Genomic DNA, 16013 nt, shown 5'->3' with positions numbered 1-16013 from the left:
GCCCGGTGCCGACGGAACCCCCGCACCGACCGATCTCCCGCCCCGACACCAGACGAGGGACAACGCTGTGACGACCATGACGGCGACGACGGCCACGCGCGCGGCGCCGCACGAGTTCAGGATGCCCGACGTGGGGGAGGGGCTGACCGAGGCGGAGATCCTCACCTGGTACGTCCGGCCCGGTGACCGGGTCACCGACGGCCAGGTGGTGTGCGAGGTCGAGACCGCGAAGGCCGCCGTCGAACTCCCCATCCCCTACGACGGCGTGGTCGGCGAGATTCGCTTTCCCGGGGGCACCACGGTGCCGGTCGGCGAGGTGATCATCACCGTCCACGCGAACACCCCGGCGCCGGCGCCGGACCACTCGCCGGAGCTCCCGCAGGAGCCCCCGGCCGATCCGGCCCCCACCCGGGAGCCCGTCCTCGTCGGTTACGGCGTGGCGCCCTCCCCGACCCGGCGCCGGCCGCGCCGGCCGGCCCAGCGGCGCGGCCCGGTCTCCCCGCGCCCGATGGCGAAGCCACCGGTACGGAAGCTGGCGAAGGACCTGGGGATCGACCTGGCCACGGTCACGCCGACGGGTGAGGGCGGCCTCATCACCCGGGAGGACGTACACGCGGCGGCGGCGCGGGCACCGGTGCCCGCGCTTCCGGCTGTCCCTCCGCCGACCGGGGACCCGGCCCCCGCCTCCGTTCCGGCCGCAGCCCGCCACGCGGCCCCGGTCGCCGTCGCGGATGCCCGGGAGACGCGCACCCCGGTCAAGGGAGTCCGCAGGGCCGTCGCTCGGGCGATGGTGGAGAGCGCCTTCTCCGCGCCGCACGTCACGGAGTTCGTGACGGTGGACGTGACCCGCACGATGAAGCTGGTCGCGGAGTTGAAGGAGGACGAGGAGATGGCCGGGGTGCGGATCGGTCCGCTCCTGATCGTCGCCAAGGCCCTCCTCGTCGCGATCAGGCGGAACCCCGGGGTCAACGCCGCCTGGGACGAAGCGAACCAGGAGATCGTACGGAAGCACTACGTCAACCTGGGCATCGCCGCCGCCACCCCGCGTGGCCTGATCGTGCCGAACATCAAGGACGCACAGGACAAGACCCTGCCCGAACTCGCCCGATCGATGGGCGAGCTGGTGACCACCGCCCGCGCGGGCACGACCTCGCCCGCTGCGATGGCCGGCGGCACGGTGACCCTCACCAACATCGGCGTCTTCGGCGTCGACACCGGCACCCCCATCCTCAACCCCGGCGAGTCCGCGATCCTCGCGGTCGGCGCGATCAAGCCCCGGCCATGGGTCCACCGGGGCAGGGTCGCGGTCCGCCAGGTGATCACGCTGGCGCTCTCGTTCGACCACCGTCTGGTCGACGGGGAACTCGGGTCCAAGGTGCTGGCGGACACCGCCGCCGTCCTGGAACGGCCCAAACGCCTGCTCACATGGGGATGACCTCCCCCGCGGGACGGCCGTCGCCGGTCACGCGGTGACGGCGGGCGTGGTGACGGCCCTCGCCCCGGGTCCGGGCCGTCACTCACGGGTGGCGCCGCGACGGGCTCAGTAGGCCGGGGTCTTGATCAGGGTGTCCCGGAGGGCCGTGATCTCGGGCCGGTAGACCTGTTCGTCCCAGAGGGCGGGCTCGACGGGGTGGAGGGCGATGGAGATGACGCCCTCCTCGCACGCGAACGCCTCCGTGACCGCTGCCGTCAGTCTGGACACCAGCTCGGTCCGTTCCTCGGGTGTGAGGGTCTTCGGGAAGTGCTTGATGGTCAGGTGAGGCATGTCCGATTCCTTGTCTGCCGGGTGGTTTCGCGGTGGATGGCCTTGGCGAGCTCGTCGACGCCCGGGTCCCGGAGCACCCCGTAGTGGTCCGCGTCCAGGCGGACGAGTTCCGGGGGCGAGGACGTGAGGGCGGGAGCGCGCTCGATGAAGGAGGGTGCGTCGCCGCGGGCCGTGAAGACCGTCACCGGTGCTCGCACGGGGCGCCGGTCCGGGTCGGTGACGTCGTACGTGAACGAGTAGGTGAGGCACACCACCGCGATCAACCGACGGATCAGCTCCGCGTCGAGCTCCGGGAAGCCGCTGATCACGAAGTCCCTGAAGGTCTCCTCGTCGCGGGTCGCCTCCAGGCAGGCGTCCAGGAGGGGGCCGCTGGTCCGGGCGCCGAAGACCGAGAAGAGGATGGTGACGAAGGTCGGGTCGGTGAAGTCCGCCGCGGCGCGGGCCGGCGCCTTCGCGCCGGGTACGCGGGGCGAGCCCGGGGAGAGCAGGAACAGGCGTTCCACCTCGGCCCCCGCCCGTTCCAGCTGCCGGGCCGTCTCGAAGGCGACGCGGGCACCGAAGGAGTAGCCCCACAGGGTGTACGGGCCCTCCGGCTGGACGCGGCGCAGGACCTCGATGTCGGTCCGGGCCATCTCCTCGATGCTGGGGAACGGGGTCTCGCCGCGGTTGATGCCGTAGGACTGGACGCCGTAGAACGGACGGTCCGCGGCGGTGCGGGACGCCAGCAGACGGAGGTTCATCGTGTAGCCCCCGAGACCCGGCCAGCAGAAGACCGGCGGGGCGGAGTCCGCGGTGCTGAGCGGTATCAGCCGGGACGAGGTCGCGGAACCGGGGGCGTCGACGCGTTCGGCCAACCGCTCCACCGTCGGGGCTTCGAAGATCACCTGGAGCGGGAGCGAGCACGAGAACGCGCGGTTGATCCGGTTCACCAGGGCGACGGCGATGAGGGAGTTGCCCCCGCACGCGAAGAAGTCGTCCCGGACGGAGACGACGTCGCGCTTCAGCGCCGCCTTCCACAGGTCGCAGATCCTCGTCTCGGTCGTCGTACGCGGAGGGACCACCGGCCGGTCGTCGTCCGAGGCCGCGGTCGTGTCGGCGTGCGCTTCCAGGGCCCGGTGGTCGATCTTGCCGTTGGGGGTGTGCGGCAGGCTGTCCATGACCAGGATCCTGTTGGGCAGCATGAACTCCGGGAGCAGGGCGACCAGATCCTCTTTGATCAGCTCCGCCGGGCCCTTCATGTGGACGCTGTCCTCGTTCATGCCCTCGTGGGCGAGCTGCTCGTCGGTGACCCGGCCGCCGACGAAGAAGTACGACGGGCCGGCCGGCCGGCCGGCGTCCCGCAGAATGCCGGCCATCCGCCGGGCGGCGGGCAGATCCTTGCCGGTGCGTGAGCTGTAACCGGCCGACATGAAGCCGAGGTTTCCCGTGTTCATCATCAGGTGCTGGAGTCTGCGGCCCAGGTCCAGGTAGCCGCGCCGCTCCTCGGCGGCCCGGCTCACGATCGTGATGCCGAACCCGGCCCGTTCGTACACCGCCTGGTTGATGGCGATGACGTGGCGCTTGAGGACCAACTCGTCGGCGACCCTCTCCAGCAGTCCGTCCCGGTACAGGTACTGGCCGGGTGGAAGGTCGGATCCGCTGCCCGGGTGGAACTGGACGTAGACGTCGGCAGCGTCCCGCTCCCGGGGGCCGGGCTCCTGGCTCCAGGGGGTCAGGGCGAAGCTGCCGAGGTAGTGGTCCTCCGGCGCGCACTCCAGTCGCTCGTGTCCGCCGGGCTCGTACGGCGCGTCGCCGACGGCGAGGCCGTAGGCCGGCAGGAGCTCGTCGAACAGGCCGACCATGTGGCCGGCCTCGATCTCCAGGACCTCGAGGATGTTGTTCCTGTAGACGGGCTCGATCGCGCGCCTGCGGCCGACGAAGTGCAGGCGGATCCCGGGCGCCGCGCTCCGCGTCGCCTCCGCCCCGGCCTCGGCTCCCCGGATCAGGTACAGCTCGTGGCGGAGCGGGTGGTAGTAGTAGCACCCCGGTGCCAGACCGCCGATCCCGGCGACCTCCAGGTAGAGCTGCGTCGCGTACAGCGAACCGGGGGAGGCGTAGGCGTACTTCGCCAGCAACCGCTCCTGGCTCCGGAACTGGCCGAAGTTGCGCAGCAGTCCGCCGAGTTCGTCGAGCGTGATCTCTGCGGGTGAGCGCGGCGCGGCCCCCTCCGCCCGGCGTGCCAGTGCGGCCAGCACGTCCGCGGAGGCCACGGAACCACCGTCGTAGAAGCGGTACGTCTTGCGGGCGAAGGCACGCCGGCGCTGCGGCCCGGTCGCCGTGGCACCGGGCAGGGGCACCACTGTCCGGCCGGCCAGATCCTCGGCGTCCCGGACGCCGTTGCTCGACAGCTGCGCCTTGACCTGGAGCTTGGACTCCTTCGACAGGTGGTGCCCGTCGTGGTTGCCCTGGTCCATCAACGCCGCTTCCCGGGCGCTGAGCTGGACGAAAGCGACGAGGTTCTGGAACCCGGTGCGCGGGTCGTCGCGTACCAGGACCGCCGCGTTCCTGACCCAGTCGTGGGCCTCGATGGCGAGACGGATCTCGTCCAGCTCGATGCGGAAACCGCGCAGTTTGACCTGGTTGTCCACCCGGCCCGCGAACCGCAGGGTTCCGTCCGGATCCCAGGACGCCAGGTCGCCCGTGCGGTAGAGCCGGTCGTGGGGGGCGGGGGCCCCGGAGGGGCTCTCGACGAATCGTTCGGCCGTCAGGCCGGGTCTGTGCAGGTAACCGCGGGCGAGCTGGATCCCGCTGACGTACAGCTCGCCCGTTTCGCCGGGTCCCAGCGGCCGGTGGCCGGCATCCAGGACGTGGCAGCGCAACCCGTCCACGGGGGTGCCGATCGGGACGGAGTGCGTGCCGTCGTCAGGGGCCGTCGGGTCGAAGGTGTGGGCCGAGGTGTTGATGGTGCACTCGGTCGGTCCGTAGACGTTGACGACGGTGCAGCCGGGCAGGAGGTCCGTGCAGCGCCGTGCGAGACCCCGGGAAAGGACTTCGCCGCCGCTGAAGATGTGCGTCAGCGAGGTGCACCGGTCCAGTTCGTCGGTGTCGACGAGTGCCTGCAGCAAGGTAGGAACACACTGGAGCGTGGTGACCCCTTCGCGCACGACGGTATCGATGAGAAGCTTCGGATCCCGGTGAATCCCTGATGCTCCGACGACGACCCTGCTCCCACAGGCGGGGGCCAGAATCTCCCATTGTGCGGCGTCGAAACTCATCGGGGTCTTCTGAAGCACGACGCGCGTGGAGTCGAGGCCGTACTGCTGTCCCAGCCAGTTCATCTGGTGCACGATGCTGCGGTGCTCGATCATCACGCCCTTGGGTTTTCCCGTGCTGCCCGAGGTGTAGATGACGTACGCGAGACTGTGGGGATCGGGATTCTGGACGAGGGCCCCCGGAATGTCGCCGGACGCCGACTTCAGGTATTCCTTCACGTCTTTTGATGTGGTGATCACCACATGCGGAGGCGCGATTTCCTCCAGTCGGCTCCGCAGTGATTCCTGGCAGAATGCGACCGTGACCCGGGCGTCCTCCAGCATGTAGCGGAGACGCTCGTCCGGATAATCGGGCGAGAGGGGAAGATAAGCGCCGCCGGCGAAGAGCACGCCCCACGTGCCGACCATGAGATCGAGCGAGGGATCGACCAGGACGCCCACCCGGCTGTCCGTCGAAACCCCGAGGTGTCGAAGGTGACGGGCCAGGTCAAGGCTGTCGGCGACCAGTTCGCCGTAGGTCAGCGTGTCGCTCCCGTGCCGGACGGCGATGTCGTCGGGGCGCGTCTTCGCCTGCTCGATCAGCAGGTCCGTCAGGCATTTATCGGTGACACCAGGACTTCCCATCGTATCCCCCCCGTTGTCATGCGTCGTCCCGTCGCCGGAATTCTGGGCAGTATGCGATCGGCTCGTTGTGATTGGCAAGTGGGGGTGTGCGGGCCCGGCCTTTCGCAGGATGGGCGACCGCGTTCGGGCAACCGGGGCGGCGCGCGGCGCAATCAGCCCTCCCCGCGCGCTCGCTACCCCTACATAGGGTGATTTGTCAGTCTGCATCAACCCCTGGAAAGTGTGCAGTGCGGTGACCCGAGGCATGGACGTCATGGCGGAGTCGCGGGATCGCCCGGCACAATCCGCGGAGTGGTGCATCGGGGGGAGGGCCGAAACATGCTGGAAAGAGAACCGGCATCAGAAATGACCGGGGAAGGTCCGTGGGCACGACGTGATGTCACCGGCGATCCGCTTTCCCGGGAGCCGCGGGACCGGATCGGAAAGCAAGCGAAATTCAACCCTCCCGAGCGAAAGAACGAAGTGCCCGTGATGCGGCCGCGCCGCGTGGCCCTCGCAGCCCGCCGGGAATCCCCCGTCAGCCGCGAGCACGGCTTTTGGCCGGCCGCCGGCAAGGGGAACGGGGGCCTGTCCCCCTTGTCCGAGGACCATGTGGCACCCGTACGCGCCGTCCCGCACTTCCCGGTGGATGCGCGGCGTCGGCCAAAGGCCCTCGCCGCGTCGTCGCAGCGCCCCCGCACGTCCCGCGCCCGGACGCCCCTTCACCGCGCGGCGCACCGCATGTGACGCGGCGCACCGCATGTGACGCGGCGCACCGCATGTGACGCGGCGCACCGCATGTGACGCGGCGCACCGCATGTGACGCAGCGCACCGATCCACCACGCATCGCGGGACAGCCCGTGCACGACACCCGCTGATCCACGTCGCCCCGAACCGACCCGGAGGAACCGTGGCGAACCCGATCGCCGTCAACGTCGCCGACTCGTCCGAGGACCTCATCGGCGACACCCCGCTGCTGAAGCTCCGCCTCGACGGGCTGCCCGCCGCCACGCGGGTACTGGCCAAGCTGGAGGCGGCCAACCCCCTCTCCAGCATCAAGGACCGGGCCGCCCTCTTCATGATGAGGGCTGCCGAGAAGTCCGGTGCACTGCGTCCCGGCGCGACCGTCATCGAGTCGACGTCGGGCAACACCGGGATCGCGCTCGCTTCGCTGGCCACCGTGCGCGGCTACCCGTGCCGGATCGTGCTGCCCGACAACGCCTCCCGCGAACGTGTCCTGACGCTGCGGATGCTGGGGGCCGAAGTCGAGTTCACCGACCACACCCTGGGCTTCGCCGGATGTGTGGAGCGGGCCGAACAGCTGCACGCGCGGACACCGGACTCCTGGTACGCGCGCCAGCACGAGAACCCCGACAACGTGCGGGCCCACTACGAGTCCACCGGACCCGAGATCTGGCGGGACACCGGCGGCCGCGTCGACCACCTCGTCTGCACGGTGGGCACCGGCGGCACCCTCACCGGCATCGCCCGCTTCCTGCGCGAGCGCAACCCGGACCTCCACGTCGTCGCCGTCGAACCGGAGGGCTCCGCGCTGCTGTCGGGCGGCCCGCCCGGTCCGCACCGCATACCCGGACTCAACGGCGGCTTCATCAGCCCCGTCACCGACACCACCCTCATCGACGAGGTGATCGCTGTCTCCGACAAGGACGCGGCGGCCGCGACACGGGCCATCGCCACCACCAGCGGCCTGCTCGTCGGCGTCTCCTCGGGCGCCGCGGCACACGGCTGCGTCGAACTGGCCCGTCGCCACGACCTGTCGGGCGCCACCGTCGTGACCGTCTTCCCCGACACCGGCGAGCGCTACCTCAGCTGGTGGCCCACCGAGGCCGAGCCGGCCGGATGAGCGGCGGACGAGGAGTGCGCCGGCGGTTGCGGGAGACGCTGGACGTCGTCGTCGCCCGCGATCCCTCCATCCGTTCCCGGAGCGAGGCGCTGCTCCACCCCACCCTGATGTCGCTGGCCGGGCACCGTGCGGGCAACTACCTGTACCGGCACCGTCATCACCGTTCGGCACGGATCGTCTCCCTGGTGACCAAGGCGCTCACCGGCGGTGTCGACATCCACCCGGGCGCGCAGATCGGCCGGCGGTTCTTCATCGACCACGGCTGCGGCGTCGTGATCGGCGAGACCGCCGTCATCGGCGACGACGTCTCCCTGTTCCACCAGGTCACGATCGGCTCCACCGGCTGGTGGCAGGAGCGCGAGCGACACCCGGCGGGCGACGCCAGACGGCACCCGCGGCTCGGCAACGGCGTGACGGTGGGCGCCGGGGCCACCCTGCTGGGCCCGATCACCATAGGTGACGACGCCCTGATCGGTGCGATGTCCCTCGTCCTGGACGACGTACCCAAGGGGGCACACGTACGGATGTCGGGGGCCCGGACCTCCACCGTCACGCACCCCCCGACGCCCACCCCCGAGAACGGAACGGACCGATGAACCCCGAGCGCACACTGCTGCTCGTCGGCGCCACCGACGAGACCCTGATCAAGGCCGAGGCACTCGGCCTGCACGTCCTGCTGCTCCAGCACCCCACTAAAATCACCCCGGAGCAGGAGCGCCTCGTCGACCTCGTCCGCGTCGTGGACTTCACGCGGTGGGACGCCGTGGAGCCCATCGCCCGCGAACTGCACGAGGTCCCCGGGTTCGCCGCCGCGCTCTCGCTGACCGAGCCGGGACTCGAAGCGGCCGCGTCCATCAACGACCTGTTCGGTCTCGGCGGCACCGGCCACGAGGTCGCCCTGCGGTTCCGGGACAAGGGAGTGATGCGCCGTCACTTCGCCGCGGTCGACCCCGACGCGGTCCAGGCCGCACCGCTGCGCGCCCGGGCGGACCTGGACGCGTTCGGCAGCCGCCACGGCTACCCGTTCATCGTCAAGCCGACCGACGCCACCGCGAGCATCGGGGTGCGCCGCGTCGACGGCCCCGCCGACGTCGAGGGGGTGTGGGACGAGGTACAGCGGCTGGTCGGCACGCGGACCGACCGGATCTCGACGCTCTTCATCCTCCAGGACTTCCTGATGGAGGAGTACCTGGACGGCCCCGAGTACAGCGTGGAGGCCTTCAGTTTCGCGGGCCGCCACGTCGTCGCGGCGATCACCGAGAAGTTCACCGACCCCGCCCACTGCGCCGAACTGGGCCACGCGGTACCCGCCCGGCTGCCGTCCGGTGCACAGGAGCAGGTACGGCAGAGCGTGGGCCGCTTCCTCGATCTGATCGGCTACCGGGACGGCGTCTCCCACACCGAGATACGGATCGGCAAGGACGGTCCGAGGGTGATCGAGAGCCACAACCGGGTCGCCGGCGACGCCATTCCGGAACTCGTCCGCAGCGCGTACGGCATCGACCTGATGACCCTCGCCCTCGGCTGGCCGTTCCGGCTGGTCGAGGAATTGCCCGACCGGCCCGTGGCGCACGCCGGTGCGAGCGTGCGGGTCCTGGTGGGCGAACCCGGCGGCCGCGTGGAGTCCGTCGAAGGCGTGGCGGAGGCGCTGCGCCAGGAGGGCGTGCTCGACGTACGGATCAGTGCCAAACCCGGTGACGACGTCCGCGCCGTGCGGGACAACTGGGACCGGCTCGGCCTGGTGGCCGTGGCGGGCCCCGACACGACGGCGGCCGTCCGGCGGGGGGCGGAGGTCATCCGCGACACGATCAAGGTGCGGGTGCTGGGTGCCGACGGCCGGCCGCTTCTCGCCGAAGCGGCCCCGGTGACGGAGTGGACGGTGGAGTCCGCATGAGCGTCCTCGTCCTGCACCGCAACCCGTTCGAGCCCTTCCCCTACGGGGAGTGGCTGGCCGGCCGGGACGACGTCGTCGTCCTCGCGGCCCGCGACAAGATCGAACTCGCCGGCGAGGAGGTGCCCGAGGGCCGCGAGGACGAGCTCGGGTTCACCCGCCTGGAGATATTCGACGACTTCGACGACGAGGCGGTCATCGACCGGGCGCTGGAGCTGGCCGAGGAGTTCCGCGTCACCCACGTCGTCGCCCTGCACGAGGCGGACGTGGCCCGGGCCGCCGAGCTCCGTCAGCGCCTCGGCCTCGACGGGGCCTGGGCCGCCGACGTCCGGCCGTTCCGGGACAAGGCCCTGATGAAGCGGCTCGCGCGGCAGGCCGGCGTCGAGGTCGCCCCGGGGATCGTGGTGCGGACCGCCGACGAGGCACGCGAGTTCGCCGGAGTGCACGGCTTCCCGGTGGTGTTCAAGGAGCGGGCCGGATGGAACTCCGTCGGCCTGCGGATCCTGCGGGACGAGGACGAACTGGAGAGCTGCGTCGAGAGCGCGTTCCCCGGACCGCCGCGTGACGACGTGCTGCTGGAGGCGTTCGTTCCCGGCCGCATGTGCCACGTCGACGGGCTGGTGGTCGACGGCCGGACCGTGGCGGCCTGGCCCTCCCAGTACCAGTACGACCTCTCCTCGTTCGCCGCCGATCCGGGGCCGCGCGTCGACCTGACGCTGGACACGGACGACCCGCTGACCCCGCGACTGCTGGAGCTGGTCGACCAGGTGCTCGCGGCGCTGAAACCGCAGGACTCCCGGCTGCGGACCCACGCCTTCCACGCCGAGGTCTTCCACACGCCGGACGGGCGGCTCGTCCTGTGCGAGATCGCCTGCCGGCCGGGCGGCGCGAAGATCCGGGAGGTGTTCCGGGCGCTCTTCGGCATCCACCTCGGCGCGTACGCGACCCGCGCGGAAGCGGGTCTGCCGCTTCCCGGCTTCGAGGACGGCGCGGTCGAGCGGGCGCCGCTGCGGCCCCGGTGCATGTCCGGTCAGGTGCTGACGATGAAGCGGCCGGGGCTGGTGCGCTCGCTGCCCGAGGTGCCCGACGACCCCTGGGTGGAGGGCTTCTGGCTCTTCGCCGCGCCGGGCCAGGTGATCGCCCCCGCCTCGGGATCGGCGGACTTCCTCACCGCGGCCGTGGCCACCGCCCCGACCCGGGCCGAGTGCGAGCGAAGACTGCGCGAACTCGGCGCGCGGGTACAGGCCCAGACGGAGATCGTGGGAGCACCGTGAAGAAGCCGTCGAACCAGGTCAGGTACATGGCCGGGATGGTGGTCGACGCCACCGGCAGCGGCATGTACCTCCCGCTCTCCCTGCTGTACTTCCACTACGTCACCGGGCTGCCGATCACCCGGATCGGCGTCATCATGACCACCGCCGCGGTGATCGGCCTGGTGAGCAACCCCGTCGCCGGTGTGCTCATCGACCGGTTCGGCGCCCGCACCGTCGTCGTCGCCGGCTACGTGCTGCGCGCCGCGGGGTTCTGCGCTTACCCGTTCGTGGACAACGGGGTGGTCATGTTCGCCGTGGTGCTGCCCGTCGCGCTGGGAGACATGTCCTTCCCCCCGGCCATCCAGTCCTTCGTGGCCGAGATCGTGCACGGCACCGACCGGGACAAACTGCTCGCCGCGCAGCGCAGCCTGCGCAACGCCGGCATGGGACTGGGCGGACTGGTCGCGGGTGCCGCGCTGGCGCTGGGCAACGACTCCGCCTACCACCTGATCGTGATCTCCGTGGCGGTCGGTTACCTGGCGGCCGCCGCGCTCATCCGGACGATCCCCACCGACCGGGCGGCCCCGCCGCCCGGCGGCCGGGTCTCCCGCAAGGGCGGCTACCGGCTGGTGGCGCGCAACCGTCCCTTCCTGATCCTGTCCCTGCTGAACGTGCCGACCGCCTTCGGGTACATGGTGCTCTCGGTGAGCCTCCCGGTCTATCTCACCCAGGAGCTGGGCGCGCCCAACTCCCTGGTGGGGGTCTTGTACGCGGTGAACACGGTGGGCATCGCGCTCCTGCAGATACCGGTCACCCGGATGCTCGGCGCGTACCGCAGGACGCGGGCCATGGTGCTGGGAACGGCGGTCTTCGCCGCCTCCTTCGTCGCCTTCGCGGTGCTGGGCGCCTTCCCGGCGGGGACCGCCGTGGTCATCGGTGTCTTCGCCGCCACGCTGGCCTTCACCGTGGGGGAGCTGTTCCACGGGGCCACGGCGTCCGCCCTGGTGGCGCACGCGGCCCCGGAGGCGACCCGCGGCCGTCATCTGGCGGTCTACCAGCTCTCCTGGGCGGTCCCCATCGCACTGGCTCCGGCGGTGCTGACCGCCCTGCTGTCGGTGTCCGCGACCGGCATGTGGCTGCTGCTCGCGGCCGGCGTGACCTGTTCCGCGCTGGGCGTGCTCCGCCTGGAACGGCGCCTTCCCGAGGCGGCGGTGCATCCGCGGCCGAAGACCGAGCCGGCCGGTGAACCGCGCTCGGTGGGTTCCTGAACCGGCCCGGGGCCCGTACCGAGACGTGTCCCGTTCCGTGTGTCCAGTTCCGAAGGCCGCCCCGGCACCGTGCCGCCGGCGGCGACGTCGCAGAAGGGTTGCGTGATCCTGATGGGGGTTTCCAGTTGGCTGGTGCTGGGGGGCGAGGACCCGGAGTACGCCCTCGCCGGGGCGGCCGGGCAGAGCGGTCTGGTCAGCCAGTTGCGGCCGTTGATCGTCGAGTTGAGCAACCCCGGTGACCTGGTGTTCGACCCCTTCGCCGGATGGGGTACGACGCTGGTTGCCTGCGCGGCCGAGGGCCGGCTGGGCGTCGGGCTGGAGATCAACGAGTCCCGTGCGGAGGAGGCCCGCCGACGGCTGGAGCCCTACCCCGGGCAACGGATGCTGTGCGGGGACGCCCGCAAACCGCCGCTGGACCCCGGCTCGGCGGACCTGGTCCTGTGCGATCTCCCCTACTTCGGCACCGACCTGGACGTCGACGCGGCGGGGACCGGCCAGATGTACGCGCTGCGCGACTACGACGACTACCTGAGCGCCCTCGACGAGACCTTCGCCGCCATCGCCGACGTGATGCGACCGGGCGCGTACGCGGTGATCGCCGTGCAGAACCGCCGGGTGGCGGGATCCTTCGTGCCGCTCGCCTGGGACGCCTCACGCGTGCTCGGCCGCCATCTGACGCTGGGCGACGAGCGCATCCACCTCTACGAGCGGCCGGCGGGCGGCGACGATCCGATGCTGTCGAACCGCTCGCACGAGTACCTGCTGATGGCCGTGAAGCCCACCGCATGACCCGATGTCCGGCCGCACGGACCCGTGCGGCCGGGCGTCGGGGCGCAGCCCCCGCACCGGCACGCCCCCGCCCCCGGCTCTGTCGAGCCGGGGGCGGGGGCGTGCCCCTGGAGGTGTCCCTCTCCTCTAGGTGCAGGGAACGCCGTTCAGGGCGAAGCCGGAGGGGGCTGCGCCGGGCACGCCGGAACCCTGGAATCCGAAGGACGTCGAACCGCCCAGGGGGATCGCCTTGTTGTGGCCGCCGTCGGTGGCGGTCACGGCCGCGCCGGTCTGGGTGGCGGTCGCGTTCCACGCGCTGGTGACCTTCTCGCCGCCGGAGAAGCTCCAGGTCAGGCGCCAACCGTTCACCGCGGTGGTACCGGTGTTGCGGACGGTGACGTCGGCGGTGAAGCCACTGCCCCAGGAGGAGCCGACCTTGTAGGCGACGGAGCAGGCGGCGCCCGGAAGGGGCGTCGGGGTCGGAGTGGGCGTAGGAGTCGGGGTGGGCGTCGGCGTAGGAGTCGGGGTGGGAGTGGGTGTCGGGGTGGGTGTCGGACCTGATCCGTCCGGCAGCGCTCCCCACTGACGTACGCCCCCGTCCAGCAGCACCAGGTTCGGCGCGTCCGCCGGGGTGGCGCCCGGCGTGCTGGGCAGGCCCTGGACGGACCAGTCGTCGGACGGGTCCCAGGCGCCCGCGGAGCTGATGCGGAACTGGACCTCCTTGCGGTACGCCGACTGCCCGGCCGGGGCGATCACCGTGTTCGAGCAGTCCACGCTCACGTAGTACACGTCGCCCGCGTACCGCGTGGGGCCGCTCGCGGTGCCGCACTGGTTGTAGTTGGTGGTGACCGTGATGTCCGCCGGCGATACTCCCGGTTCCAGCGTGAAGTAGTACCGCAGGGAGGCCTTCGTCAGCGACCGGGCGGGCCAGGCCGACTTGTTCACCAGGTACGCCTTGATCTCGGTGAAGTTGCTCCCGGAGGCGTTCACCGACGCCTGCGCCAGCACCTGCGGCCCGTCCGGCTGCTCGGTCGGCGGGAAGGCGGCGAGCGGGGCGCCCCCGTACTCGGCGTAGAGGCGGGCGAGGGCGCCGGTGAACGCGGCGTTGTAGTCGGTGGCGACCTCGTTGTTGGTGTAGTTCTGCCGGTCGTCGCTGTAGGCGTCGTCGGGTGCGCTCGGACCGCCGACGAGGGCGCCGTAGAGGGTGTGGCGGCTCTCGGCGGGGCTGGTGATCTGGTCGGTCCACGAGCCGTGCGAGGTGCGGTGGTGCGGTTTGGTGGGAGGCGTGTTGCCGAAGCCGACCACGTAGCTCGCCTTGCGCGGGTTGTCGCCGAGCGCGTAGTCGATCTGGCGCACCGCGAAGTCGTGGTAACGCGCCTTGCGGGTCGCGTCGCCCGTCAGCCAGTCGCTGTAGGAGAGCGCGGCGAACGCGGTGTTGGCCGCGTACCGCAGGGAGCCCCACGAGTCCAGCACGGCCTCGCCGCCGGGGGAGTAGCGGACCTTCGCGCCGTTCACCCCGGACGTCCACCAGTCCAGCCATCGGTTGGTGTCGTCGATGTACTTCTGCTTTCCGGTGAGCTTGGCGAGCAGCACGTAGGAGCCGTAGGAGGTGTCGTCCCAGGAGAGCGTCCACCGGTAGGAGCGGGTGGTGGTCTGCGGCTCGGTGGAGAGGCCGTCGTAGTACTGCTCGGCCTTGGCGAGATAGGCGGCGTCACCGGTGGCCCGGTAGAGCCAGACGGCGCCCCACACCAGCTCGTCCTGGTACCCGCTCCAGGAGTTGTAGTACGCCTTCGCGTCGGTGATGCAGTCGCTGTACTTGCCCCGGTAGGTGTCGGCGAACGTGTACAACTGCTTCGCGTGGGTGACCAGCTTCGCCGCGTAGGCCGGGTCGTCGTCGGAGAACAGCATCGACGAGGCGGCCATCGCGGCGGCCGTCTGCCCTGCGAGGTCCGTCCCGGGGCAGGAGGCGTCGATCCGGTAGGCGGGCCGGACCATCGGCATCACCTCGGCCGGACCCCACCACTTGTGGTCGTCGGCGCCGTTGCCCACCTGGCCGTACAGCACGTTGGGAGACGGGTGCGCCCTGACGAAGTAGTCGTTGACGAAGCGCAGGTTGTCCTTGAGGTACTTCAGCTGCCCCGACGCGGCGTACGCGGCCTTCTGCTCCACGCCGCCCCAGGCCAGGACAGTGGCGCTGTACGCCATGGGGAGGCCGAACTTCACGTGGTCGCCGGCGTCGTACCAGCCGCCGGTCAGGTCCAGACCGACGTCCTTGCCGTCGTCCAGACCCGAGTCGCCGCGCCAGGAGACCCGGTTGTCGTCGGGCAGACGGCCGGAGCGCTGGGCCTCGTAGAAGAAGAGCGACTTCTGCAGCGCCTCGCCGTAGGCGAACGCGGGGGCGGCCTCGGCCGGGGTGGCGGCGAGCGGTGTGAGGGTGACGGCGAGCAGGGCGGTCACACCGGCGAGGGCGACGCCCCAGCGGGAACGGCGGACGCGGGGGAGAGGGCCGGGGGAAGAAGGTGGGAGGTGGGTGCGGGGCAGGTGCGAGAAGGCTGGCAGACGCAACGGATCGTCTTTCCGTGGGTGGGCGGCGTGCGGCGGGGTCTTGGTGGCGGAGCGGTGTACGAGCGGTGCGGCCGACGGCGCGGGCTTTCCGGCGGAACCGCACCGTGCGGGCGGACGCGAGCGTGTCCCGCGGGACGGTTTCGGAGCCGGGTGGGGCGGCCGGTCGGGCAGCGGGGTCAGCCGAAGCTCACGTCGCCGCGCAGGAGGCGCGTCCGGTCCCCGGGCGAGTCCTGGCACGGCAACCGCACCGCTCCGGGAGACCGGGCCGGGCAGGACGGCGACGACAGCGCTCAGGGCGGGCGCCGGACCGCGCCGCGGGCGCGCGATCCGCGCTGAACAGGACGGGGCCGACCGCGCTCCGGCCGAGCGTGGGACCGCGCCATGGGCGCGCGATCCGCAGCATTACGTGCACCTGACAAGCCATGATGTCTTCTTTCCGTGGGGAGCGTCGGCCGTGGGCGCGGCGGCGTGCAACGTGATGGGAGCGCTCCCGCGCTTCAGACTGCCGCGCTGTGAAACGAAGCGGCAATGTGCGAACGCGCCACATCTGCGCCGGGTGGCTGAAACTGTGCGCTCGCCGGGTAGGCCCCCCGGACGCGCCGCACGGGCGGGACGCCGGCGGGCCGGGTCGGTACCGCCTGTGCCCTTCCTCTCCCCGGCGCCCTGCGGTCGCCCCGGGGCGGTCGCGCCCGGCCGCCCGAATTCGTCGGCCTCCCGAGGCGGGCGCGCGAGGGCGGCCGGGGAGGTGTGGACCGGGGCTCGTGGGCGCCGGCCGGGTCGTCGC

Annotated in this window: 10 protein-coding genes; 7 read left to right on the top strand and 3 right to left on the bottom strand. The window is 71.5% G+C overall.

Going from position 1 to position 16013, the window contains the following annotated elements; translation table 11 throughout:
• The first annotated feature begins 76 nt into the window (after nucleotides 1-76).
• Nucleotides 77-1435 carry a dihydrolipoamide acetyltransferase family protein gene (locus PZB77_RS05685; protein ID WP_275495927.1) on the top strand — a complete coding sequence of 453 codons (1359 nt, stop codon included), beginning with the start codon at nucleotides 77-79 and terminating at the stop codon, nucleotides 1433-1435.
• Between the two features lie 105 nt (nucleotides 1436-1540).
• Here PZB77_RS05685 and PZB77_RS05680 read toward each other — a convergent pair whose 3' ends face one another.
• Both PZB77_RS05680 and PZB77_RS05675 read right to left on the bottom strand, forming a co-directional pair.
• Nucleotides 1541-1765, bottom strand: a complete 225-nt coding sequence (locus PZB77_RS05680) for a tautomerase family protein (protein ID WP_275491450.1) — start codon at nucleotides 1763-1765, stop codon at nucleotides 1541-1543.
• The gene (locus PZB77_RS05675) at nucleotides 1753-5640 is read right to left on the bottom strand and encodes an amino acid adenylation domain-containing protein (protein WP_275491449.1); all 3888 of its coding nucleotides are present in this window, start codon (nucleotides 5638-5640) and stop codon (nucleotides 1753-1755) included. The genes PZB77_RS05680 and PZB77_RS05675 overlap by 13 nt, the downstream gene beginning before the upstream one ends.
• Nucleotides 5641-6530: 890 nt before the next feature.
• Between PZB77_RS05675 and PZB77_RS05670 the strand changes: the two genes are divergently transcribed.
• The 6 genes from PZB77_RS05670 to PZB77_RS05645 all read left to right on the top strand — a co-directional run bounded on the left by PZB77_RS05670 (nucleotide 6531) and on the right by PZB77_RS05645 (nucleotide 12685).
• Nucleotides 6531-7484, top strand: a complete 954-nt coding sequence (locus tag PZB77_RS05670) for a cysteine synthase family protein (RefSeq protein WP_275491448.1) — start codon at nucleotides 6531-6533, stop codon at nucleotides 7482-7484.
• The gene (epsC, locus tag PZB77_RS05665) at nucleotides 7481-8080 is read left to right on the top strand and encodes a serine O-acetyltransferase EpsC (protein WP_275491447.1); all 600 of its coding nucleotides are present in this window, start codon (nucleotides 7481-7483) and stop codon (nucleotides 8078-8080) included. Before PZB77_RS05670 ends, epsC begins: the two co-directional genes overlap by 4 nt.
• Nucleotides 8077-9378, top strand: a complete 1302-nt coding sequence (locus PZB77_RS05660) for an ATP-grasp domain-containing protein (RefSeq protein ID WP_275491446.1) — start codon at nucleotides 8077-8079, stop codon at nucleotides 9376-9378. Before epsC ends, PZB77_RS05660 begins: the two co-directional genes overlap by 4 nt.
• Nucleotides 9375-10649: a hypothetical protein gene (locus PZB77_RS05655; RefSeq protein WP_275491445.1), complete on the top strand. Its 1275-nt coding sequence runs from the start codon at nucleotides 9375-9377 to the stop codon at nucleotides 10647-10649. The genes PZB77_RS05660 and PZB77_RS05655 overlap by 4 nt, the downstream gene beginning before the upstream one ends.
• On the top strand, nucleotides 10646-11896 hold the full coding sequence (locus PZB77_RS05650) for an MFS transporter (protein ID WP_275491444.1): 1251 nt from the start codon (nucleotides 10646-10648) through the stop codon (nucleotides 11894-11896). Before PZB77_RS05655 ends, PZB77_RS05650 begins: the two co-directional genes overlap by 4 nt.
• Before the next feature lie 111 nt (nucleotides 11897-12007).
• Nucleotides 12008-12685, top strand: a complete 678-nt coding sequence (locus tag PZB77_RS05645) for a DNA methyltransferase (protein WP_275491442.1) — start codon at nucleotides 12008-12010, stop codon at nucleotides 12683-12685.
• Between the two features lie 126 nt (nucleotides 12686-12811).
• On the opposite strand, the gene PZB77_RS05640 is transcribed toward PZB77_RS05645, so the two are convergent.
• Nucleotides 12812-15229, bottom strand: coding sequence for a glycoside hydrolase family 9 protein (locus tag PZB77_RS05640; RefSeq protein WP_275491441.1), 2418 nt, complete (start codon nucleotides 15227-15229; stop codon nucleotides 12812-12814).
• Nucleotides 15230-16013 lie beyond the last annotated feature (784 nt).

The organism is Streptomyces sp. AM 2-1-1, assembly GCF_029167645.1.
In the GTDB taxonomy this organism is placed as follows: Bacteria; Actinomycetota; Actinomycetes; order Streptomycetales; family Streptomycetaceae; genus Streptomyces.
Note: the sequence above shows the minus strand (reverse complement) of the source record. Positions and strands in the feature narration are given on the sequence as shown.